A 21,677-nucleotide genomic window follows, 5' to 3' on the forward strand; every position below is an offset into this window, starting at 1 on the left:
GATCTCTTCGAAGATTGGCAAAGTTCATTGCCAATTTGGCAAACTGGGGACATGGAGGACATCGAACGGCGGCTCGCCGAGGTCGGCCCGAAGCTCAAGGCCCTGCGCAAGGAACGCGGCACCACCCTCTCCGCGCTCTCGGAGGCGACGGGGATCTCCGCCAGCACGCTCTCGCGGCTCGAATCGGGCACGCGGAAGGCCACGCTGGAACTGTTGCTCACGCTCTCGGCGGCACATCAGGTCCCGCTCGACGAACTGGTCGGCGAACCCGAACCCGCCGACCCGCGGGTCCGGATGAAGGCGCAGAAATTCGGCCGGTTCACCGCGTGGGCGCTGACCGCGCAGCCGGGCCAGCCGCAGGCGTTCAAACTCCTGATCCCGGTCGAAGACATCGAGCCGGTGCAGCGCACCCACGAGGGCTACGAATGGATGTACGTCCTCAGTGGACGGTTGCGGGCGTTGCTCGGCGACCGCGACTTCACGATGGGTCCCGGCGAGGCCGCGGAGTTCGACACGCGGGTGCCGCACTGGTTCGGCAGCGCGGGTCCGGGGCCGGTGGAACTGCTGGTGCTCTTCGGCAAACAGGGCGAACGGGCGCATCTGCGGGCCAGGTCGAAATGAGGCGCCCGGTCAGTCGCGTAACGCGATCCGCGCGCTGACCTCGCTGATCGCTTCCAGATACTCCGGGATCGGGTGCATCGCCGACGCGATCCGCATCTGCGCGAGCGCCTCGGTCAACCGGCCGAGGCGCTGGAGGGTCCGTCCGAGTACGAACCGCGCGTAATGATCGGTGGGATCCAGCTCCAGCACCCGGGTGAAGGCACGCTCCGCCCGCCGCAACTGTGCGGAGTGGAAGTACGCGCGGCCCGCCAGCAACTGAACGCTCGGTTTGTCGGTTTCGTGTTCCAGTAAGGGCTCTAGTGCCTTGAGGGCGTCGAGTGGCCTGCGGCTTTCGACCAGCGCCTCCGCCTGCCGGAAGGCGCGGAACCGTGACTCGCCGGACGGGTCCGGGCCGGGTTCTGGGGCGGGTTCGGCATCCATCATGGTCCGCTCCACGATACGCCTGGGCAGGGCCGATCTCGACTGCTGAAACGGTCATGGTGGACTGTCCTGCCATGAGCGGTACCGAAGCCGATAGGCCCGAAACCGAGCCCGGATACCTCGGGCTCGCGCCATACCTTTACTACGCCGACGCCACCGAGGCGGTCGCGTGGCTGGTCAGAGTGTTCGGGTTCACCGAAGAGGTGCGCTTCGCCGACGCCTCCGGAGAGGTGTTCCAGGCCACGTTGTGCGCCGGCCCGGCCAAGATCCAGCTGGCCGGGGTCGGCCCCGAGTATTGGCAGGCCAAGGGCGTCGACGGTCCGGTCGGGCAGCTGAACATCGTCTACGTCGCCGACGCCGACGCGCAGTACGAGCGGGTCCGGGCCGCCCTGGGCGACGACGTCGACATCGACGCTCCCCAGGACCAGCCGTACGGCGCCCGCGTGTTCACCGTCTCCGACATCGGCGGCAACAGCTGGACCTTCTGGCAGCAGTTCTCCGACACCGTCGAGCTTCCGTCGGGCTGGAAGGAAGTCCGGGCGGACGAACCGGTCGAGGAATAGCCCGGTCGGCGGCTGATGTGGCGCGTGCCTCCAACGGGTGAACTGCGGTGACGGCTAGGCTGGGCCCGGTCACCGCAGGCACAACCCACATGAGGAGCATGGCGTGGCGCTCATCGAGCAGGTAGGCGCTCGCGAGATTCTGGACTCGCGAGGCAACCCGACGGTCGAAGTGGAGGTGGCTCTCGACGACGGCACGCTGGCGCGGGCCGCGGTCCCCTCGGGTGCGTCCACCGGCGAACACGAAGCCGTCGAGCTGCGTGACGGCGACACCGGCCGGTACAACGGCAAGGGTGTCGAGCGCGCGGTCGCGGCCGTCCTGGACGAGATCGGCCCGGACCTGGTCGGCACCGACGCCGTCGACCAGCGCATCGTCGACCAGAAGCTGGTCGACCTCGACGGCACGCCGGCGAAGTCCCGCCTCGGCGCGAACGCCATCCTCGGCGTTTCGCTCGCCGTCGCGAAGGCCGCCGCGGAGTCGGCCGAGCTGGAGCTGTTCCGCTACCTCGGCGGGCCGAACGCACACGTGCTGCCGGTGCCGATGCTGAACATCCTCAACGGTGGCGCGCACGCCGACACCGATGTCGACATCCAGGAATTCATGATCGCGCCGATCGGCGCCGAGTCGTTCCGCGAGGCCCTGCGCTGGGGCACCGAGGTCTACCACTCGCTGAAGTCGGTCCTGAAGGGCCGCGGCCTGGCGACCGGCCTCGGCGACGAAGGCGGCTTCGCGCCCAGCCTGAAGAACAACCGCGAAGCGCTCGACCTGATCCTTCAGGCGATCGAGAAGGCCGGGTACGCCCCGGGCCGTGACGTGGCGCTCGCGCTCGACGTCGCCGCGACCGAGTTCTTCTCCGACGGCGCGTACACCTTCGAAGGCGCGAAGAAGAGTGCCGAGCAGATGTCCGCCTACTACGGCGAGCTCGTCCGCGACTACCCGCTCGTGTCCATCGAGGACCCGCTGAGCGAGGACGACTGGGACGGCTGGGTCCAGCTGACCACCGAGATCGGCGAGAAGGTCCAGCTGGTCGGCGACGACCTGTTCGTCACCAACCCGGACCGGCTCGAAGAGGGCATCACCCGCCGCGCCGCCAACGCGCTGCTGGTGAAGGTCAACCAGATCGGCACCCTGTCGGAGACCCTCGACGCGATCTCGCTGGCCACCTCCTACGGCTACAAGTCGATGATGAGCCACCGGTCCGGCGAGACCGAGGACACCTTCATCGCCGACCTCGCCGTCGCGACCGGTGTCGGCCAGATCAAGACCGGCGCCCCGGCGCGCGGCGAGCGGATCGCCAAGTACAACCAGCTGCTCCGCATCGAGGAGACCCTCGCCGACGCGGCTCGCTACGCCGGCGACCTCGCGTTCCCGCGGTTCAGCCCGGAGGGGTGAGTCGGAAGTGTCTTTTGATCTTTTGAAGTCGCGCCTTTTGGCCGTAAGGCCCCGCTATCGCGATGGCGGGGCGCCCTTCACGTGCTCAGTGGGCTTCAAGGCGGAACGCCGCGCCCCGGCAGCGCGATCGCGGTCGGCGCGATAAAGATGATGGCGGACCGGGGGAGGGCGCGGACGACCCGTCGTAGCGGCGGGCGCGCGGGCGGCGGTGGCTCCAGCAGGGGCCGCCGTCCGGAGCGTGCCCGTCGCACGACGACGACGGAGGTCCGCGCCCGAACCCGGCTGCGCCGCAGCCTGGCGGCGAAACGGGCATCGGGTGCCGCGAAGGTGCTCGGCATGTCCACCACCCGCCGGGCCGCGGTGGTGGCGATCGTGGTGTGCGCGCTCGCGTTCACCATCGCCGTCCCGCTGCGCACGTACCTCAGCCAGAAGTCCGAGGTGAACGAACAGCAGCAGCTGCAGTCCGAACTGCAGCGCAGCGTCACCCAGCTGGAAGGCCGCAAGGCCGAGCTGAGCGACCCGGCGCAGATCGAGGCCGAGGCCCGTAAGCGGTTCGGTTTCGTGAAGCCCGGCGAGACGCCGTACATCGTGCAGCTCCCCGAGGACAAGGCGCCCGAGCAGGGGCAGCCGCAAGGTCAGCAGCCGGTGCCCGCGGGCTCCTGGTACGAGAAGCTGTGGGATCAGGTCGCGGGTGGCTGAAGCGCCCCCTTTAGCCTTATGGGTGTGAACAGCACGGAAAAGTCTTCCTTCGAGCCCGTGACCGACGCCGACCGCGAGATCATCGCGGAACAGCTCGGCCGGGCACCCCGTGCGCTGCGCGCCGTCGCCGCGCGCTGCCCGAGCGGCCACCCGTCGGTCGTGCAGACCAGCCCCCGCCTCGACGACGGCACGCCGTTCCCCACGCTCTACTACTTGACCTGCCCGAAGCTGACTTCCATGGTCGGCACGCTCGAAGCGTCCGGGCTGATGAAGGAGATGACCGACCGGCTCGCGGAGGACCCCGAGCTGGCGGCCGCCTACCAGCGGACCCACGAGAGCTACCTCGCCGAACGCGACGCCATTGACCCGCTCGGTCACGAGGTCAGCGCGGGCGGGATGCCCGGCCGCGTCAAATGCCTGCACGTCCACCTCGCGCACACGCTCGCGGTCGGCCCCGGCGTGAACCCGTTCGGCGACGAAACCCTCGCTTTGCTGAAGTCGAACGGATGGCCGTCGGGCGACTGCCAGGGGTAACACCGGCCGCCGGTGTACAGATAGTTCCTCCAGGCGGGTTAATTCACCCGATGTCGGCCAACTGGTCGTCCTCAATGGGGTGAAACCGGTCACCGCATGCGGCAGGCTGGGTACCGCTCGTGGGTTTGTCGGGGTGGGTGTACCGGATCACCGAGTCGTGATCCGCCGGGAGGGTTCAGAGGTATGCGCGTGAGGCAGGTGCCAGGCGCGGTCTCCGGTCATGTCCGGAGACTCTGTCTCCGGCACCGCACGATCGCCGCGGTCGCCGGAGGTGTCCTCGCCATCGTCCCGGCCGGTGCCGCGGTCGTCGGTGCCGGCAGCTGGGCCGCGACGGCGAGCACGATCCATACCGACAACGTCGCCCTCGTCGGCGGCTACGACCCCAAGAACCCGCTGGTCCAGCAGATCGGTGTCGACGGCAGCCTGCCGAACGCGCCGACCCCGCTCCCGCTCCCCGCGGACGAACTCCCCAACGGTCCGCTCGGCATCCCGGTCACCGCGCTCGCCGCGTACCGCAACGCCGCCGACATCCTCATCGCCGAACAGCCCGGTTGCCACATCGACTGGGCTTTGATCGCGAGTATCGGCCGCATCGAGTCCAATCACGCGCGCGGCGGTTACGTCGACGCGAAGGGCAACACGCTGGAGCCGATCCTCGGCCCGCAGCTCAATGGCGCCGGCCCGTTCGCGGCCATCCCGGACACCGACGGTGGCAAGTTCGACGGAGACACGGTGTGGGACCGCGCCGTCGGCCCGACGCAGTTCATCCCGTCGACCTGGGCCCGCTACGCCTCCGACGGCAACGGCGACGGCGAGTCGAACCCGAACAACATCTTCGACGCGGCGCTGGGCACCGCCAGATACCTGTGCTCCGGCGGCCTCGATCTGTCGAAACCGGACCAGCTGCGCGCGGCCGTGTTCCGCTACAACAACTCGGACACCTACGTGAACACCGTGCTGATCTGGGCCGAGGCCTACCGCACGGGAGTGCTGCCGACGCCGGACAGCAAGGTGCCCATCGGCGCCCCGAACGCCGGTGCCGCGCCGCCGCCCGCGTCGGTGCCGCCGCCTCCGGTGCCGTCGACGCCACCCGGTTCGGTGACGCCGCCGCCGTCGAGTTCGCTGCCGCCGAGCAAGCCGGGTTCGTCGTCGTCTTCGTCGCCGACGACGACCCCGAAGCTGCCGCCGTGCCCGACGGTCACCGAAACGGAGACGCAACCGACTTCGACCACGAGCACCAGTCCGACGACCACGACTCCGGCGCCTCCGCCGACCTGCTCTTCGCCGACGACGACCACAACGACGACGACGGTGCCGTCATCGACCAGCGGCACCAAGACGCCTTGATCGCATTGACTACGCTGGCGTCATGCCTCGTGTTGCCGCGATCGACTGTGGGACCAACTCCATCCGCCTGCTCGTCGCCGAGCTGACGCCCCGTCACGACGGGACGGTCGACCTGCGCGACTTGCACCGCGAGATGCGGATCGTCCGCCTCGGCCAGGGTGTGGACGCCACCGGCAAGCTGGCGCCCGAGGCGCTCGAGCGCACCCGCAAGGCGCTGGCCGACTACACGATCGCCGCGCGCCGCAAGGGTGTCGAGAAGGTCCGCATGGTCGCGACGTCCGCGACCCGTGACGCGAGCAACCGCGACGAGTTCTTCGCGATGACGCGGGAGGTGCTCGGCACCGAGGCCGAAGTCATCAGCGGTGACGAAGAGGCCCGTCTGTCCTTCACCGGCGCCGTCGGCGAACAGGATCCCGACGATGGTCCCTTCGTGGTGGTCGACGTCGGCGGCGGCTCGACCGAACTCGTGGTCGGCACCTGGGACGGCCGTCAGGCCGAGGTCATCGCGGCCAAGTCGGTCGACATCGGCTGCGTGCGGATCACCGAACGCGCGCTGAAGTCGGACCCGCCGACCGCGGCCGAGATCGCCGAAGCCCGCGAGCTGGCCGCGAAGGTGCTCACTGAGGCCTTCGACGTCGTGGACGTGTCCACCGCCAAGACGTGGATCGGCGTCGCCGGGACGGTCACGACCCTGACCGCCGTGGCGCAGGGCCTGTCGGAGTACGACTCCGAGCGCACGCACCTTTCCAAGCTCTCCCACGCCGACATCGACCGGGTCGCGCAGTCGCTCCTCACGGCCGACCACGCCACCCGCGCCGCGAATCCGGTGATCCACCCTGGCCGGGTCGACGTGATCGGCGGCGGCTCGGTGATCGTGCAGGTGCTGGCGGAGCAGTTCGCCACGCGCGGTGGTCCCGACGAACTGGTGATCTCCGAGCACGACATTCTCGACGGGATCGCGTTGTCGCTGGCCTGACAGTCGGGTTTTCTCTTACGTGAAGCCATTTCTTTAGGTGATCAAGTGGTGACCTCCAGTCCGGATTGAGCCATTCGGCCCAGCACGGTTCCTACCAACGTTGTGCTCTAACCGGGTGGTCCGGGAGACCGTCACACATTTGCAACACCAACGCACTGTGATCGCCTTCACCTGTCCCATAGCGTCGTCTCACCTTCTGGGCGGTAGGGCGCGACCAGCGCCCGCCGGACTATCCGACGACGAGAGTTGGAGGGGACATGCGGGCTTCACGCGGGTTCTGGGGAGCGACGGCGGTGGTGGCCACGGCGGCCCTGCTGCTGACGGCCTGTGGGGGTGGTGGGTCCGGTGAGAACAAGGGATCCGGCGCCACCGACGCCAACGCGTCGGTTTCGGTCTACGGCACCGAGCCGGAGAACTCGCTGATTCCCGCCAACACCAACGAACTCGGTGGCTCCAAGGCCCTCAAGCCGGTCTTCTCGGCGCTGGTCGGCTACAAATCCGACACCGCCGAGCCGTACAACCTGATGGCCGAATCGATCAACACGACCGATTCCAAGGTCTTCGACATCAAGATCAAAAAGGGCTGGAAGTTCCACGACGGGACCGAGGTCAAGGCCAAGAACTTCGTCGACGCGTGGAACTACAGCGCGAACGGCAAGAACGGCATGCAGAACGCGTCGTTCTTCGAGCAGATCCAGGGCTACGACGAGATCAGCGCCAAGGAACCCGCCGTCCAGACGATGTCCGGGCTCAAGGTCGTGAACGACTACGAGTTCCAGGTCACCCTCAAGGGCCCGTTCTCGGTGTTCGCCACCAAGATCGGTTACCTCGCCTTCGCGCCGCTGCCGGACAAGTTCTTCGCCGACCCCGAGGCGTTCGCCAAGGCCCCGATCGGAAACGGGCCGCTGAAGTTCGTTTCGCGCACGCCGAACCAGAACATGAAGCTCACGCGGTACGACGAGTACCAGGGCGAGGACAAGGTCAAGTTCAAGGACCTGGAAGTCCGCATCTACACCAGCCAGGAGACCGCGTACCAGGATCTGCTGAGCAACCGCCTCGACTTCATGGAGGCGCTCCCGCCCGCGGCGAAGGCCGGTGGCAAGTACAAGACCGACCTCGGTGAGCGTCTGGTCGAAGGGAAGCTGCTCGGCATCAGCGCGCTGGCCCTCCCGTACTACGTCCCGGGTTACAACAACCTCGACCTGCGCAAGGCGATCTCGCTGGCCATCGACCGCGAGCAGATCGTCAAGACCGTCATGAACGACACCTACGCGCCCGCCGACGGCTACGTGTCGCGCGGTATCGAGGGCTACCGCCCCGGTGTCTGCGGCGAGTTCTGCAAGTTCGATCCGGTGAAGGCCAAGGAGTTCTTCGCGAAGTCCGGTTTCACCGGCAAGCTGACCATCGCGTCGAACGCCGACGGTGGCCGCAAGGAGCCGCTGGTCGCGGCGTGCAACAGCATCAAGAACGCGCTCGGCGTCGAATGCGACTTCGTGCCGGCGACCGACTTCGGGCAGTGGCGCAGCATCGTCAACAACCGCCAGCTGACCGGCATGGGCCGCTCCGACTGGTCCGCCGACTACCCGTCGATCGAGAACTACCTGAACCCGCGCTACAAGAGCACCGGTTCGTCGAACGACTCCACGTACAACAACCCGGCCGTCGACGCGCTGCTGACCCAGGCGGACCAGACCGCCGACAAGGCGGCCGCGATCAAGCTGTACCAGCAGGCCGAGGACCTCATCGCGAAGGATCTGCCGCAGATCCCCGTGTGGGAAGAAAAGGGTGTCGGCGGCAAGTCGAACCGGCTCAAGGTCGCGAAGCTCGACTTCGGTCGTCTCGCGGACTACTCGTCCATCGAGGTCGCGGCGAAGTAATCGCGTGGTCGTGCCGGCCGGGAGCGCACCGCTCCCGGCCGGCCGGACCCACGGCTCCCACCACGCGATCCCCAGGACGGCACGCCCATGCCCCAGTACATCCTTCGACGACTACTTCAACTCATCCCGGTCTTCTTCGGCACGACGTTCCTCATCTACGCCCTCGTGTGGGCGGTGCCCGGTGACCCGTTCGCCGGCAAATGCGGTCAGGTCGCCTGCCCGCCCGCCTACATCGAGATGATGACGGCGAAGTTCAACCTCGACGATTCGATCTTCGTCCAGTACTTCAAATACCTCGGCAACCTGTTCACCGGCGACTGGGGCGAGACCTTCAACGGTGTCTCGGTCGGCGAGCTGATCGGCAACGCCTATCCGGTGACCGTCCGGCTCGCCCTCATCGCGGTGGCCATCGAAGCGATCATCGGCCTGTCCGCGGGCATCCTGACCGGCCTGCGCGGCAAGGGTTTCCTCGACAATCTCGTGCTGATGTCCACCACGTTCCTGATCTCGATCCCGGTGTTCGTCACCGCGATCGTGCTGCAGATCGTCCTCGGTTCGGAACTGGGCATCATCGACGCGAGCGTGTCCGAGGACGCCACGATCGGCGAACTGATCGTGCCAGGAATCGCGCTCGGCAGCCTTTCCATGGCCTACATAGCCCGGCTGACCAGAACGAGCATCGCGGAGAACCGGCACGCCGACTACGTCCGCACGGCCGTCGCGAAAGGACAGCCGCGCAGCCGTGTCGTCGGCGTGCACCTGCTCCGGAACTCGGTGATCCCGGTGCTCACCTTCATCGGCACCGACATCGGCGCGCTGATGGGCGGGGCCATCGTCACCGAAGGCGTGTTCAACATCAACGGCATCGGCGGGCTCATCTTCCGCGGTATCCAGAACCGGGAGGGCGCCACCGTCACCGGCGTCGTCGTCCTGCTGGTGATGGTCTACCTGCTGGTGAGTCTCATCGTCGACCTGCTCTACGCCGTTCTCGACCCGAGGATCCGTTATGACTGACCCCAATGTGGCCGGCGGCGTGTCCTCTGTGGACGTCGCCGGTGCCGGTGTCGCCGACGACTCCGCGGAGGCGCACAAACCGCGCAGCCTCGGCGGCGACGCCTGGCGGATGTTGCGCAAGCGGCCGTCGTTCATCATCTCCGCCGTCATCATCGCGCTCGTCGTGCTCATCGCGATCGCGCCCGATCTGTTCAGTTCCCGGCCCGCCGGGTTCAGCGATCTGCTCCACGCCAACGAAGGACCGTCCGCGGACGCCTGGTTCGGCTACGACAACCAGGGTTACGACGTCTACGCGCGGACGATCCACGGCGCGCGGGCGTCGCTGCTGGTCGGTGTCTTCGCGACGATCCTGACGATCCTGATCGGTTCGGTGGTCGGGATCATCGCCGGGTACTACGGCCGTCTTGTCGACAGCCTGTTCTCGCGGGTGGGCGACATCTTCGCGGCGCTGCCGTTCGTGCTCGGCGCGATCGTCATCCTGACCACGTTCAACGCGCCCGGCTCGAACCCCGGCGTGGTGACCATCATCGTGCAGGTGGTCGTGTCGATCGCCGCGCTGAGCTGGCCGGTGGCGATGCGCATCATGCGGTCGGCGACGCTGGTGGCCAAACAGCTCGACTACGTCAAGGCCGCGCGCGGTCTCGGCGCGAGCACGCCGCGCATCGTGTTCCGGCATCTGCTGCCCAACACGGTCGCGCCGGTGCTGGTCTACGGGACCATCGCGCTCGGCGCGTTCATCGGCGCGGAAGCGACACTGGCGTATCTCGGTGTCGGTGTGCGGCCACCGGTCGTCTCGTGGGGTGTGATGATCAGCGACGCGCGGGACTACTTCCGGGTGAATCCGCACATGCTGTTGTTCCCCGCCGGATTCGTGACCATCACCGTGCTCGCCTTCGTCATGCTCGGTGACGGGATCCGCGACGCGCTCGACCCGAAGGCCCGGTGATCGGCCGTGACCGACGAATTGCTGCTGGAAGTGGAAGACCTCCACGTCGAATTCCGCACGTCCGACGGTGTCGCGACCGTGCTCAACGGCGTCGACTACTCCGTGCACGCCGGGGAAACCCTTGCCGTGCTGGGAGAATCGGGATCCGGCAAGAGCGTCACGGCGCAGACGGTGATGGGCATTCTCGACAGCCCGCCCGCCGTCGTCACCGGCGGCGCGGTCCGTTACCGCGGCGAGGATCTGCTCACCGCCACCGAAGAGCGGCGGCGCGAAGTGCGGGGCGGGGAGATCGCGATGATCTTCCAGGACGCGCTCTCGGCGCTGAATCCCGTGTTCACCGTGGGATTCCAGATCGAGGAGCAGCTGCGGGTGCGGCTCGGTATGTCCAAAAAGGACGCGCGCAAACGGGCGATCGAACTACTCGACATCGTGCGCATCCCGGCGGCCGCCCGCCGGGTCCGCGAGTACCCGCACCAGTTCTCGGGCGGGATGCGGCAGCGCGCGATGATCGCCATGTCGCTCGCGCTCGACCCGGATCTGCTGATCGCGGACGAGCCGACGACCGCGCTCGACGTCACCGTGCAGGCCCAGATCATGGACCTGCTGGCCGAGATCCAGGCCGAACGGCGGATGGGGCTGATCCTGATCACCCACGACCTGGCGGTGGTCGCCGAGGTCGCCGACCGGATCGCCGTGATGTACGCGGGCCGGATCGTCGAACAGGCCGACGTCGCCGAGTTGTTCCGCTCGCCGGGGCATCCCTACACCGAGGCGCTGATGGCCTCGCTGCCGCGGCTCGACCTCAAAGGACAGACGCTGGAGACCATCAAGGGCCTGCCGCCGAGCCTGCTGAACGTCCCGCCCGGCTGCCCGTTCCATCCGCGCTGCCCGCGGGCGGAAAGCCGGTGCGAGACCGAACGGCCCGCCCTGCGCAGTCTCGGTTTCGGCCGGGTCAGCGCGTGCCACTTCGCCGACGAGGTGGTGAGCGGCCGTGTCTGAGCCGATTCTGCGGGTCGAAAACCTGGTGAAGTACTTCCCGGTGCGGGCCGGGATCCTCTTCAAACGCACCATCGGGCACGTGAAGGCCGTCGACGGGGTCTCCTTCGACCTGATGCCGGGGGAGACGCTCGGCGTCGTGGGGGAGTCCGGCTGTGGCAAGTCCACGCTGGCCCAGGTGCTGATGCGCCTGGAGGAACCCACGGGCGGGCTCGCGACCTTCGAAGGCCGCGACATCTTCGCGTTGCGGGGAGCGGAACTGCGGAGGCTGCGGCGTGAGATCCAGATCGTGCTGCAGGATCCGTACACCTCGCTGAACCCGAGGATGACGGTCGGCGACATCATCGGCGAACCCTTCGAAATCCACACCGAGGTGGCGCCGAAGGGGTCGCGGGCGGCGAAGGTGCGGGAGCTGCTCGACGTCGTCGGGTTGAACCCGGAGCACATCAACCGCTATCCGCACCAGTTCTCCGGCGGGCAGCGTCAGCGCATCGGGATCGCGCGGGCGCTGGCGTTGCGGCCGAAGGTGATCATCTGCGACGAACCGGTTTCCGCGCTTGACGTTTCGATCCAGGCGCAGGTGATGAACTTGCTCGGTGACCTGCAGAAGGAATTCGGCCTTTCCTATGTGTTCATCGCACACGATCTGTCCGTTGTCCGTCACCTTTCCACGCGGGTCGCGGTGATGTATCTCGGCAAGATCGTGGAAATGGGGACGGAAGAGGAGATCTACGAACATCCGTCGCATCCCTATACGCAGGCGCTGCTGTCCGCGGTGCCGGTCGCGGATCCGGCGTTGCGCGGGCAGCGGCAGGTGATCCGCCTGGAAGGCGACGTGCCGAGCCCGCTGGATCCGCCGTCCGGCTGCCGGTTCCGCACGCGGTGCTGGAAGGCGCAGGACATTTGCGCCGATCAGGAACCCGAATTGATCACGCGGGCGGGTGGGCATTTGTCCGCCTGTCATTTCGCGGAGGAGAAAACCGTCGTCCCCTGACTTTCGTAGGGACTTCGTTGATACGTGGCCATGGCTGACGTAGTTTGCCCGAATAGTTTTCTTCAGGAGGCAGGAAGTGAAAAAGCCAAGATCTCTCGTGATCGCGCTCGCGGTACCGCTGTTCGGTGCGATCGTCGCCGCGCCGACGGCTTCCGCGCAGCCGCAGCTTTCCGGTGCGGCGACCGAATTCTCCGTGTTGGCCCGTGAAGGCCAAAGCGTCGCTTCGGTGGAAAGGGCGATCCGCGCCGCCGGGGGCACCGTCGTGACGAGCAACGCCGCGGTCGGCCTGATCACCGCGACCGCGCCCGCCAACGGTTTCGCCGAGCGGGTCTCCGCGGACCGCGCCGTTTTCGGTGCCGCCAAAGCGAAGGCGATCGGCACCGCGCCGAAGCAGGGCAAGGTGAAGGACAAGCCGGGTGCCGTCGAGAAGGAGGGCCGCGGCGGCGCGTCGGCCAAGAAGCCGGTGCAGGCGAACGCCGTCGGCATGGACCCGCTCGACGATCAGCTCTGGGGCCTCAAGTCGGTCCGGTCGGACCTTTCGCGTACCAAGCAGCCGGGTGACAAGCGGGTGAAGGTCGGCGTCATCGACACCGGCGTCGACGGCAGCCACCCGGACATCGCGCCGAACTTCGACCGCGCGGCGTCGCGGAACTTCACCAAGGACATCGTCACCGACGTGAACGGCGCCGTCGTCGACGGGCCGTGTGAGTTCCGTGGCTGTGTCGACCCGGCGGACCACGACGACAACGGGCACGGCACGCACGTCGCCGGCACCATCGGCGCCGCCGCGAACGGTTTCGGTGTCTCGGGTGTCGCCCCGAACGTGACGCTGGTGAACCTCCGTGCCGGGCAGGACTCGGGCTCGTTCTTCCTGCAGCCGACCGTGGACGCGATCACCTACGCCGGCGACGCCGGTGTGGACGTCGTGAACATGAGCTTCTTCACGGATCCCTGGCTGTACAACTGCACCGCGAACCCCGCGGACTCGGCTGAGCAGCAGGCCGAGCAGCGCACCATCATCGAGGCGACGACCCGTGCGCTGAACTACGCGCACCGCAAGGGCGTCACCCAGGTCGTCTCGCTGGGCAACCAGCACAGCGACCTCGGCGCCCCGCAGCCCGACGCGTCGAGCCCCAACTACCCCTCGAACAGCACGCACCCGCGGCAGATCGACAACGCGAGCTGCCTCTCGCTGCCCGTCGAGGGCCCGCACACGATCGGTGTCTCGTCCTTCGGCCCTTCGCAGGCGAAGGCGGACTACTCGAACTACGGCGTCGAGCAGATCTCGGTGTCCGCGCCCGGCGGATACTTCCGTGACTACTTCGGCACCCCGTGGCACCGCACGAACGAGAACATGATCCTTTCGACGTACCCGCGCAACGTCGGTGTCGCGGAGGGCATGATCGACGCGGAGGGGAACCTCACGCCCGACGGTGTCGCCGCCGGCATCCAGAAGGCGACCGCCGCCGACGGCCGCGTCGGTTACTACCAGTGGCTGCAGGGGACGTCGATGGCGTCGCCGCACGCGACCGGTGTCGCCGCGCTGATCGTTTCGCAGTACGGCAAGGGTTCGCGCGATTTCGGGATGAACCCGGACGCCGTGCAGCGGGTGCTCGAGGGCACGGCTTCGGACATCGCCTGCCCGACGCCGCGGACCGTCGACTACCTGAAGGAAGGCCGGGACGCTTCGTTCACCGCGACCTGCACCGGTGACGCTTCGTTCAACGGCTTCTACGGCCATGGTGCTGTTGACGCCTGGTCGGCTGTCACGCGCGGTTCCCAGTACCTGCGCGGCTGATCCCTCGGTTCCTTCGAGTGCTATGAACGGTCCGTTCCTTGCAAATTTTGCAAGGAACGGACCGTTCATAGCGTATGCGGGCCGGACCGTCAGGCGGCTCGGTCGGTGCGGACCACAGTGACATCAGGTCTCGGACGTCGTGCCGCCGCCTCGGCCGCGGCACGGAGTTCGGCGATGACCTTCTCCGGTTCGTCGCGAATCCGAGACGGCAAGGTTTGTACGACGATGATCCCCGCAGCCGCGTAGCGATTGTTGCGGTGGAGGGTCTTCCGATAGGCGTCCCTGCCGAAGTGGAAGGCGTACGAATCGACTTCCCATGCCATGCCAAGTTCGTCGCACCATGAATCGGGTTTGCCGATGTAGTTGCCGAAGGCGTCGTAGATCTTGACGTTTCGCTCGGCAGGCGGCAGTCCCGCTTTCTCCCAGATCGCCAAAGATGCCGCTTCAGGGACGGACTTGACATCGGCGGCTAGCTCGCGGAGCACGGCACGAGGGAGAGCTGTTCCTCGCCTGCTGCCGGATTCGAGTTCGGCGCTCAACTCCTCCACTGTGCAGAGGCCCGTCTCGATGGCTTCGATGAGCAGGGCACGAACCGGGTCGAGATCTCGGATGCGCCTTACACCATCCAAGACGGCTCGAGCCGGTGCCGCCAGTGGTACCCCTTCGAGCACGCGGCGTTCCGGCATGGCGATCGTTCGTTCGATGATCGCGAACTTGACGCTTCGCACCTGGTGCTGTTCGGGGATGAGCAGGTGGACTGTCCCGTGAGGACCGGATTGTCGTAGCCCGTAGCGCCGCGCTGCCTCGAAGCCAGTGACGACCCCTAGAGCATTGGTGAGCATCAGCGCGGCTTCAACTCGTTGCCGTGCGGTCGGTTGTTCCTTCGAGAGAAGGACGATGCCTGGCAGAAGGTGAGTCCACCTTCCGCCAGGCTGACATCTTCGATACGACGTGCTTTGCGTGACCCCGAGTCTCTCCAGGGTCGCCACACGGATGACGCCGTATCGGCTGTGTTGACGTAGGTATGAGTCCGTTAGCGGAGCTCTTGATAGGTACATGTCGACATGGTGGACCGGAGAACCGACAGTACTCGGTGCTCGAGCGCTATGAACGGTCCGTTCCTTGCAAAATTTGCAAGGAACGGACCGTTCATAGCGCCTGAGGGGTGCCGCTGAGGCGGAGGCGGCTACTTCCCGGAAGCGGCCTTGATGAACTTCGCCAGGTCCTTCGCCTGCCGCACCCGCGACTCCTCGTGCACGTACATCATGTGCCCGGCCGGGTAGTACGCCGTGTCGATGTTCTCCCGCAGTTCCTCGGGAATCTGAAGGCGTGCCAGCACGTGCTCAGAAGCGAAGTACGGCGTCGCGCCATCGTAGTGACCGAAGGCGACGTGCACCCGAAGATGCGGGTTCGCCCGCATGGCCGAAGCGAGCGAGTCCACAGAGGACACCGAGCGCCCCTCGAAGTCCGAGTACGACCAGGCCTTGAAGACGTCCGTCGAGAGGATCTCGTACGGCAGGTCGTTCTCGTAGCCGAGTTCGGCCCGCACATAGTGGTTGAGCCCGCCCGTGTAGGCGCCGATGATCCGCGAGATCGACGGGTCGTCGCTCATGTGCTCACGGCCGCCGTCGGGCTCCCAGGTGGTGAACCGGCCGTCCATCCGCCCGACCACCAGACCCTTGTCCCGCAGCAGTTCGGTGAAGTAGCGGACGTGTTCGATCCGCAGGTTCACGCGGTCCACATAGGACTCGCTCAGTCCGGTCAGTGAAGCGAGCGTCGCCACCGCTTCCGCGCGGTCCTGTGTGGACAGACGGGCGCCGCGTGCGAGGGCCCAGGGGAGTTCCTTGGCCGCGAAGTCCTCCGCGTCCGCGAGGACGTCGTCGAGCGGACGGTCGCCGTGAAGGCCGTGGTAGTGCGCGATGGCCGCGTACGTCGGCACGTACAGCGAGTACGGCAGGTCGTTGCCCTCGGTGAACCGCAGCGTGCCCAGGTCCAGCACGGACGAGATCAGCAGGAGCCCGTTGAAGTACATCCCGTGACGTTCCTGCAGATGCGACGCCAGCCCGGCCGCGCGGAGCGTGCCGTAGGACTCGCCCGCCAGGAACTTCGGCGACAGCCAGCGCTGTTTGCGCGAGACCCACAGCCGGATGATCTCGCCGATGGACTCGATGTCGGCGGTGTACCCGTGGTACTCCTTGGCCGCCTCGCCGTCCACGGCGCGCGAGTAGCCGGTCGACACCGGGTCGATGAACACCAGGTCGCTGTGCGCCAGCAGGGTTTCCTGGTTGTCGGTCAGCCCGTAGGGCGGCGCGACCGGGTCGTCGACATCGCCCGAAAGCACGCGACGCGGGCCGAGCAGGCCCATGTGCAGCCAGACACTCGCCGAGCCGGGCCCGCCGTTGAACGCGAAAGTGACCGGCCGCGAGCCGGGCTCGGCGTCGTCGAGGGTGTAGGAGGTCAGGAACACCTCGGCCTTGGCTTTGTGGCCTTCGGACTTGCCGTCGGTGATGACCTCCTTCCGCAGCACGATCCGCCCGGTCTGGGCGGTGTACGCGAGCTTCTTCCGCTTGAGCGTCAGCGTGTGCTTCGTGGTGACCAGGTCGTCGGTCGGTTCGACCTTGGTTTCCACCGACGGGGTGTCCTTCTCGTCGGTGGCCTTCGAATCGGGATTGGTGTCCGGCATGCCTCCAACTTACTGGCAGTCTGTAGGAGTGGAAATCGTCACGGCGCATGATCGCCCGGGCACGCCCCGGCAGGCGATCGAGATCCAGGAAACCCTGCGTGGCCTGGTTGATCTCGAAGATCGCTGTCCACAAGAGATCGCCACGGTCACCGGGCTGGACGTCGCGTACGACGAGGGCAGCGGCCTCATCGCCGCGGCCGCGGTCACCCTCGAGACCTCCGGATTCCGCGTCGTGGAAAAGCGATCGGTCGTTTCCCGGATTTCGTTTCCCTACGAACCGGGCCTTTTCGCGTTTCGCGAGCTTCCTCCGCTGCTCGACGCCCTCCGCGCGCTCGATCACGTTCCGGATCTGCTGGTCTGCGACGGGCACGGCCTGGCGCATCCGCGCCGGTTCGGGCTCGCCTGCCATGTCGGCGTCGTGACCGGTCTGCCGTCCATCGGGGTCGGCAAGACCCGCTTCATCGGTGAACACGACGAGCCCGGCGGTGCCCGTGGCTCGCGGGCACCCCTGCTGGACAAGGGCGAGGTCGTCGGCGCGGTCCTGCGCACCCAGGACGGCGTGAAGCCCGTTTACGTCTCCGTCGGCCACAAGATCTCGCTGGAGAACGCGTGCCGCCAGGTGCTGCGGCTGGCACCGTCGTTCCGCCAGCCGGAGACGACCCGGCACGCCGACCGCCTCGCCCGAGACACCCTGAAAGAAGCGTCATGAGGTTCCGTTCACTCGCCGAACTCGACGCCGAGGTCGTGGACTGCCGTGCCTGCCCGCGGCTCGTCGCCTGGCGCGAGGAGATCGCCGTGGTCAAACGGGCGGCGTTCGCCGGCGAGACCTATTGGGCCCGGCCGGTGCCCGGCTTCGGCCCGCCGGACGCTTCGCTGGCCATCGTCGGCCTCGCTCCCTCCGCACATGGCGCGAACAGGACCGGCCGGTTGTTCACCGGCGACCCGTCCGGTGACGTTCTCTTCAAGGCGCTTCACCGGGTCGGTGTCGCGTCGCAGCCCACGTCGACCCATATAGGTGACGGGCTCGAGCTGCGAGGCACCCGGATGGTCTCCCCGGTGAGATGCGCGCCACCCGCGAACAAGCCCACACCTGAGGAACGGGAGACCTGCCGATCGTGGCTCGCGTCCGAGCTCGCGTTGCTGAAGCCGACGCTGAAGGCCGTCGTGGTGCTCGGCGCGTTCGGCTGGCAGGCGTTGCTGCCGGTGCTCGCGGAGGCGGGCTGGCCGGTGCCCGCGCCACGCCCGAAATTCGGCCACGGAGTCGAAGTGGAACTCGGCGACCTGCGCCTTTTCGGCTGTTACCACGTGTCGCAGCGCAATGTCCAGACCGGCCGCCTGACGCTTGACATGGTGTGCGACGTCCTGGCCTCCGCGACCTCGGTGGCGGGCCTGAACTGAATCGGTGCGGAAACCGTGGCGACGCTGGTCACAGCCGGATGGGGTCTGCGAGCGATCTCAGCTGATGGGTGCGACTATAGAAATATGGCTGGTGTTAAGTCGGAACCGACACGGATCCTCGTCCTTGGTGGTGGGTACGTCGGGCTCTACACGGCGTACGGGCTCCAGAAGATGCTCCGGGCCAACGAAGCGTCCGTGACGGTCGTTGATCCGCAGCCGCACATGACCTATGCCCCCTTCCTGCCCGAGGCGGCGGCCGGTGCGATCGAACCGCGGCACGTGGTCGTGCCGCTGAGGCGCGTGCTCAAGCGCTGCCACGTGCTCACCGCGCGCGTGACGAAGATCGAGCACGAGCGCAAAGCCGTGACGGTCGAGGCCGCCGACGGGCACGTCGAGCAGCTGAACTACGACGTCCTCGTGGTCGCGCTCGGCGCCGTCGCGCGCATCCTGCCGATCCCGGGCCTGGTCGAGGAGGGCATCGCCTTCAAGACCATCGGCGAGGCGATCTACCTGCGCAACCACGTCATGACGAAGCTGGACGAGGCCGCCAGCACGCTCGATCCCGAGCAGCGCAAGCGCCTGCTGACGTTCACCGTCGTCGGCGGCGGGTTCGCCGGTATCGAAGCGCTCGCCGAGCTCGAGGACATGACCCGGTTCGCGGTGGAGAACTACTACCCGAACCTCAAGGTCGAGGACATCCGCTGGGTGCTCGTCGAGGCCGCCGGGCGGATCCTCCCCGAGGTGCGTGAAACGCTCGGTGTGTACACCGTCGAGCAGCTCGAGAAGCGCGGCATCGAAGTCTATTTGTCGACAGCCGCGAAGTCGTTCGAGAACGGCCACGTCGTGCTCTCGGACGGCACCGAATTCGACACCGACACGATCATCTGGACCGCCGGTGTGAAGGCGAACCCGGTGCTCGCCAGCTCGGACCTGCCGCTGGACAAGCGCGGCCGGGTCGAGGCCACCGCCGCGATGCAGGTCGTCGGGCACCCCGACGTCTGGACCGCCGGTGACAACGCCGCCGTGCCGGACCTCTCGCGCACCGAGCAGGACCCGACCGCGACCTGCCCGCCGAACGCGCAGCACGCCGTCCGTCAGGCGCGTCTGCTGTCGAAGAACATCATCAAGGTGATCCGCGGCGGCAAGCCGAAGGACTACTACCACAAGAACCTGGGTGCGGTGGCCAGCCTCGGCCTGCACAAGGGTGTCGCCGACGCGCTGAACCTGAAGATCAAGGGCTTCCCGGCCTGGCTCTTCCACCGCGCGTACCACCTCAAGGCGATGCCGACGTGGAACCGCAAGATCCGCATCCTGTTCGACTGGATGCTCGGTGGCCTGTTCCGGCGCGAGGTCATCTCGCTCGGTCAGATCAACAACCCGCGCGAGGAGTTCGACAGGCTGTCGAAGTCCTGAGTCCGTGATTCCGTGAAGGCCTCCTTCCCTACCTTGAACGTAGGGAAGGAGGCCTTCACGGCGTTTAAGGTGTGCCGGTGCAGGCATTCCGGAAGTTGAAGCCGCCCATCCAATCCGCCCTTCCCCGGCCGGGGCTGACCCCGCTCGAACTCGCCCACGACCTCGTGGAGCGGATCGAACAGGGGACGAAGTACGCGCGGATCCGCAAACGCCGGTTCCGCGCGCGGTCGGTCATCCTGCGGATCCTGGCGCTGCTCTTGTCGGCGACGTCGACGATCATCCTCGGCCTGCAGAGTCTGAACGCGGCTACGGGGACGGCGTTCGCGCTGGTCGCCGTCGTGACCGTGGTGAACGTGCTCGAACCCTTCTTCGCGTGGCGCTCGCTGTGGGTGCTGATGGAAGAGGGCCAGTACAAGTTCTACCGGCTGCGTGACGAGCTGACGTACTACATCGCATCGACGCCGCCCGAAGAGCTCGACCAGGCCGTGTTGCGTGAGCGATTCGACCAGTACCAGGCGATCTGGGACCTCGTCGGCAACAGCTGGCTCAAGTACCGCCAAGCCGACAAGGCGAACTAGGTCATCGCCTCGCTCAGGGCATCGCCTAGGCTGACCCGTGCCCCGGTAGCCCAACTGGCAGAGGCAGTCGACTTAAAATCGACACAGTGCGGGTTCGATCCCCGTCCGGGGCACGTACAGCATTCCGGACCTGACGAGTTCCGCTCTGTGGACATGCTGGTCCGCGTGGTCGGCCGCTGCCGACAATGACCCACATGACCGGAACCGGCCTGACCGACGAAGCCACCTACGACCGCACCCGGATCGAGCAATGGCGGGCGGGGAAGGCGCTGTCGCGGCGCGGGATGCTCCGGCTGACGGCTGGCGGCTCGCTCGCGCTGACCGCGTTCGGCGCGCTTCCGTCCGGGACAGCGTCGGCGGCCACACCGATCGTGAAGCCCCTGCCGCCGGAGATTTTCGAGGTCTACGGCACCAACGCGGAGACACGCTGGGAAGCGATGAGCGGCCAGGGCTACCTGACCCCGGTCGAGCGGTTCTTCGTGCGGAACCACACCGCCACTCCGACGATCGACGTCGGCACTTGGCGGCTGAAGCTCTTCGGGACCGGGCTCAGCGGAGGGCCGGTCGAGTTCAGCTACCGAGACCTGCTGCGATTGCCTTCCGAGTCGATCACGGCCGCCATCGAATGCGCGGGCAACGGACGGAGTTACTTCACCAGCCAGCAAGGGCAATCGGTGTCCGGTACGGCGTGGAAGCTCGGCGCGATCGGCGTCGCGCGCTGGCGTGGTGTCCGGCTTTCCACGGTGCTGGTCAAGGCGGGCCTGACTCGGCACGCGGTGGACGTCCTGCCGGAGGGGCTGGACGCCGATTACGTCACCGGCGGGGTCAACCTGGGGAAGGTGCGCCGTCCTTTGCCGGTCGCGAAAGCGTTGCAGGACGTCTTGCTGGCCTACGAGATGAACGGACGCCCGCTCCCGCCGGACCACGGCTATCCGGTGCGGCTCGTCGTGCCGTCCTGGGCCGGTATCTCGTCGATCAAATGGTTGGGGCGTATCGAAGTCTCCGAGACGCCGCTGGTGTCGCCGTGGAACACGCAGTACTACCGGCTGCTCGGGCCGGGTTATCCGGCGGAGGGCACGCTCGTGACCCGGCAGGTGGTCAAGAGCGCGTTCGAATTGCCCTGGAACGCCGAGTTCGCGGCCGGCGGCAGGCAGGTGCTGCGCGGCCGTTCGTGGTCGGGCAACGGCCGGATCCGGCGGGTCGACGTCGATACCGGAAATGGTTGGCGGCAGGCGAAGTTCGTGGGCGCGGCCGCGGATCGAGGGTGGCAGCGCTGGGAGATCCCTTGGCGCGCCGGTGTTCCCGGTGCCCACACGCTGCGGGCGCGAGCCACCGACATCACCGGTGCCACCCAGCCGGAGGTCACCCCGCACAACACGCAGGGCTACCTGTTCGACGCCGTCGTCCGGCATCCGGTACGGGTGGTGTGA

The 21,677-nt window shown here is 67.3% G+C and carries 22 protein-coding genes and 1 tRNA gene; 19 read left to right on the plus strand and 4 right to left on the minus strand.

Translation table 11 applies throughout. The features are described from left to right. Positions 1-51 precede the first annotated feature (51 nt). Positions 52-621 carry a helix-turn-helix domain-containing protein gene (locus AVR91_RS39075; protein WP_007028810.1) on the plus strand — a complete coding sequence of 190 codons (570 nt, stop codon included), beginning with the start codon at positions 52-54 and terminating at the stop codon, positions 619-621. Positions 622-630: 9 nt separating this feature from the next. Here AVR91_RS39075 and AVR91_RS39080 read toward each other — a convergent pair whose 3' ends face one another. Beyond that, positions 631-1,044, minus strand: a complete 414-nt coding sequence (locus tag AVR91_RS39080) for a tetratricopeptide repeat protein (protein WP_016337278.1) — start codon at positions 1,042-1,044, stop codon at positions 631-633. Positions 1,045-1,115: 71 nt separating this feature from the next. Here AVR91_RS39080 and AVR91_RS39085 point away from each other — a divergent pair, with 71 nt between their 5' ends. Continuing rightward, complete coding sequence (locus AVR91_RS39085; RefSeq protein WP_063277472.1) at positions 1,116-1,604, plus strand: VOC family protein; 489 nt, start codon at positions 1,116-1,118, stop codon at positions 1,602-1,604. A 103-nt stretch (positions 1,605-1,707) separates the two neighbouring features. Then, the gene (eno, locus tag AVR91_RS39090; protein WP_016337276.1) at positions 1,708-2,994 is read left to right on the plus strand and encodes a phosphopyruvate hydratase; all 1,287 of its coding nucleotides are present in this window, start codon (positions 1,708-1,710) and stop codon (positions 2,992-2,994) included. A gap of 95 nt (positions 2,995-3,089) precedes the next feature. Here the strand turns inward: eno and AVR91_RS43050 are convergent, their stop codons facing one another. Then, entirely contained in the window at positions 3,090-3,332 is a 243-nt protein-coding gene (locus AVR91_RS43050) for a hypothetical protein (protein ID WP_143254250.1), read from the minus strand. Here AVR91_RS43050 and AVR91_RS39095 point away from each other — a divergent pair. The 10 genes from AVR91_RS39095 (at position 3,331) to AVR91_RS39140 (ending at position 14,175) form a co-directional block, all read left to right on the plus strand. Further along, entirely contained in the window at positions 3,331-3,693 is a 363-nt protein-coding gene (locus AVR91_RS39095) for an FtsB family cell division protein (protein WP_123799156.1), read from the plus strand. The two genes, AVR91_RS43050 and AVR91_RS39095, sit on opposite strands and share 2 nt — an antisense overlap. A gap of 18 nt (positions 3,694-3,711) precedes the next feature. Continuing rightward, a complete protein-coding gene (locus AVR91_RS39100) occupies positions 3,712-4,227 on the plus strand; it encodes a DUF501 domain-containing protein (RefSeq protein WP_016337274.1) in 516 nt (171 codons plus the stop codon). Between the two features lie 183 nt (positions 4,228-4,410). Continuing rightward, entirely contained in the window at positions 4,411-5,574 is a 1,164-nt protein-coding gene (locus AVR91_RS39105) for a lytic transglycosylase domain-containing protein (protein ID WP_063277471.1), read from the plus strand. A gap of 22 nt (positions 5,575-5,596) precedes the next feature. Next, the gene (locus tag AVR91_RS39110; protein ID WP_037342450.1) at positions 5,597-6,550 is read left to right on the plus strand and encodes a Ppx/GppA phosphatase family protein; all 954 of its coding nucleotides are present in this window, start codon (positions 5,597-5,599) and stop codon (positions 6,548-6,550) included. A gap of 257 nt (positions 6,551-6,807) precedes the next feature. Beyond that, on the plus strand, positions 6,808-8,427 hold the full coding sequence (locus AVR91_RS39115) for a peptide ABC transporter substrate-binding protein (protein ID WP_063277470.1): 1,620 nt from the start codon (positions 6,808-6,810) through the stop codon (positions 8,425-8,427). An 87-nt stretch (positions 8,428-8,514) separates the two neighbouring features. Then, the gene (locus AVR91_RS39120; protein ID WP_016337270.1) at positions 8,515-9,441 is read left to right on the plus strand and encodes an ABC transporter permease; all 927 of its coding nucleotides are present in this window, start codon (positions 8,515-8,517) and stop codon (positions 9,439-9,441) included. After that, complete coding sequence (locus tag AVR91_RS39125; RefSeq protein WP_063277669.1) at positions 9,434-10,387, plus strand: ABC transporter permease; 954 nt, start codon at positions 9,434-9,436, stop codon at positions 10,385-10,387. The genes AVR91_RS39120 and AVR91_RS39125 overlap by 8 nt, the downstream gene beginning before the upstream one ends. Positions 10,388-10,393: 6 nt before the next feature. Next, complete coding sequence (locus AVR91_RS39130; protein WP_063277668.1) at positions 10,394-11,386, plus strand: ABC transporter ATP-binding protein; 993 nt, start codon at positions 10,394-10,396, stop codon at positions 11,384-11,386. Beyond that, positions 11,379-12,377 (plus strand): ABC transporter ATP-binding protein, encoded by a 999-nt coding sequence (locus AVR91_RS39135; RefSeq protein ID WP_063277667.1) that lies wholly within the window; start codon positions 11,379-11,381, stop codon positions 12,375-12,377. The genes AVR91_RS39130 and AVR91_RS39135 overlap by 8 nt, the downstream gene beginning before the upstream one ends. 76 nt (positions 12,378-12,453) lie before the next feature. Next, a complete protein-coding gene (locus AVR91_RS39140; protein ID WP_063277666.1) occupies positions 12,454-14,175 on the plus strand; it encodes a S8 family serine peptidase in 1,722 nt (573 codons plus the stop codon). An 89-nt stretch (positions 14,176-14,264) separates the two neighbouring features. Here the strand turns inward: AVR91_RS39140 and AVR91_RS39145 are convergent, their stop codons facing one another. Further along, positions 14,265-15,017, minus strand: a complete 753-nt coding sequence (locus AVR91_RS39145; protein WP_228709458.1) for a hypothetical protein — start codon at positions 15,015-15,017, stop codon at positions 14,265-14,267. Between the two features lie 344 nt (positions 15,018-15,361). Beyond that, positions 15,362-16,858, minus strand: coding sequence for a S10 family peptidase (locus tag AVR91_RS39150; protein ID WP_063277664.1), 1,497 nt, complete (start codon positions 16,856-16,858; stop codon positions 15,362-15,364). 28 nt (positions 16,859-16,886) lie between these two features. On the opposite strand from AVR91_RS39150, the gene nfi reads away from it, so the two are divergent. The 6 genes from nfi (at position 16,887) to AVR91_RS39180 (ending at position 21,677) form a co-directional block, all read left to right on the plus strand. Beyond that, positions 16,887-17,567: a deoxyribonuclease V gene (gene nfi / locus AVR91_RS39155; RefSeq protein WP_063277663.1), complete on the plus strand. Its 681-nt coding sequence runs from the start codon at positions 16,887-16,889 to the stop codon at positions 17,565-17,567. After that, positions 17,564-18,256, plus strand: a complete 693-nt coding sequence (locus AVR91_RS39160; protein WP_063277662.1) for a uracil-DNA glycosylase — start codon at positions 17,564-17,566, stop codon at positions 18,254-18,256. The genes nfi and AVR91_RS39160 overlap by 4 nt, the downstream gene beginning before the upstream one ends. A gap of 84 nt (positions 18,257-18,340) precedes the next feature. Further along, positions 18,341-19,669: an NAD(P)/FAD-dependent oxidoreductase gene (locus AVR91_RS39165; RefSeq protein ID WP_005155795.1), complete on the plus strand. Its 1,329-nt coding sequence runs from the start codon at positions 18,341-18,343 to the stop codon at positions 19,667-19,669. 77 nt (positions 19,670-19,746) lie between these two features. Beyond that, positions 19,747-20,247 (plus strand): SLATT domain-containing protein, encoded by a 501-nt coding sequence (locus tag AVR91_RS39170; protein ID WP_228708123.1) that lies wholly within the window; start codon positions 19,747-19,749, stop codon positions 20,245-20,247. A gap of 39 nt (positions 20,248-20,286) precedes the next feature. Then, a tRNA-Leu gene (locus tag AVR91_RS39175) sits at positions 20,287-20,360 on the plus strand. Positions 20,361-20,441: 81 nt separating this feature from the next. Further along, entirely contained in the window at positions 20,442-21,677 is a 1,236-nt protein-coding gene (locus AVR91_RS39180; RefSeq protein ID WP_063277660.1) for a sulfite oxidase, read from the plus strand.

This window comes from Amycolatopsis keratiniphila subsp. keratiniphila, from assembly GCF_001620365.2.
Lineage (GTDB): Bacteria > Actinomycetota > Actinomycetes > Mycobacteriales > Pseudonocardiaceae > Amycolatopsis > Amycolatopsis keratiniphila.

What these genes read in the sequence shown, in the direction of transcription:
- AVR91_RS39075 (WP_007028810.1), top strand. Translation starts at nt 52, where the DNA reads ATGGAGGACATCGAACGGCGGCTCGCCGAGGTCGGCCCGAAGCTCAAG.
- AVR91_RS39080 (WP_016337278.1), bottom strand. Translation starts at nt 1,044, where the DNA reads ATGATGGATGCCGAACCCGCCCCAGAACCCGGCCCGGACCCGTCCGGC.
- AVR91_RS39085 (WP_063277472.1), top strand. Translation starts at nt 1,116, where the DNA reads ATGAGCGGTACCGAAGCCGATAGGCCCGAAACCGAGCCCGGATACCTC.
- AVR91_RS39095 (WP_123799156.1), top strand. Translation starts at nt 3,331, where the DNA reads ATGTCCACCACCCGCCGGGCCGCGGTGGTGGCGATCGTGGTGTGCGCG.
- AVR91_RS43050 (WP_143254250.1), bottom strand. Translation starts at nt 3,332, where the DNA reads ATGCCGAGCACCTTCGCGGCACCCGATGCCCGTTTCGCCGCCAGGCTG.
- AVR91_RS39100 (WP_016337274.1), top strand. Translation starts at nt 3,712, where the DNA reads ATGGGTGTGAACAGCACGGAAAAGTCTTCCTTCGAGCCCGTGACCGAC.
- AVR91_RS39105 (WP_063277471.1), top strand. Translation starts at nt 4,411, where the DNA reads ATGCGCGTGAGGCAGGTGCCAGGCGCGGTCTCCGGTCATGTCCGGAGA.
- AVR91_RS39110 (WP_037342450.1), top strand. Translation starts at nt 5,597, where the DNA reads ATGCCTCGTGTTGCCGCGATCGACTGTGGGACCAACTCCATCCGCCTG.
- AVR91_RS39115 (WP_063277470.1), top strand. Translation starts at nt 6,808, where the DNA reads ATGCGGGCTTCACGCGGGTTCTGGGGAGCGACGGCGGTGGTGGCCACG.
- AVR91_RS39120 (WP_016337270.1), top strand. Translation starts at nt 8,515, where the DNA reads ATGCCCCAGTACATCCTTCGACGACTACTTCAACTCATCCCGGTCTTC.
- AVR91_RS39125 (WP_063277669.1), top strand. Translation starts at nt 9,434, where the DNA reads ATGACTGACCCCAATGTGGCCGGCGGCGTGTCCTCTGTGGACGTCGCC.
- AVR91_RS39145 (WP_228709458.1), bottom strand. Translation starts at nt 15,017, where the DNA reads ATGCTCACCAATGCTCTAGGGGTCGTCACTGGCTTCGAGGCAGCGCGG.
- AVR91_RS39150 (WP_063277664.1), bottom strand. Translation starts at nt 16,858, where the DNA reads ATGCCGGACACCAATCCCGATTCGAAGGCCACCGACGAGAAGGACACC.
- AVR91_RS39160 (WP_063277662.1), top strand. Translation starts at nt 17,564, where the DNA reads ATGAGGTTCCGTTCACTCGCCGAACTCGACGCCGAGGTCGTGGACTGC.
- AVR91_RS39165 (WP_005155795.1), top strand. Translation starts at nt 18,341, where the DNA reads ATGGCTGGTGTTAAGTCGGAACCGACACGGATCCTCGTCCTTGGTGGT.
- AVR91_RS39180 (WP_063277660.1), top strand. Translation starts at nt 20,442, where the DNA reads ATGACCGGAACCGGCCTGACCGACGAAGCCACCTACGACCGCACCCGG.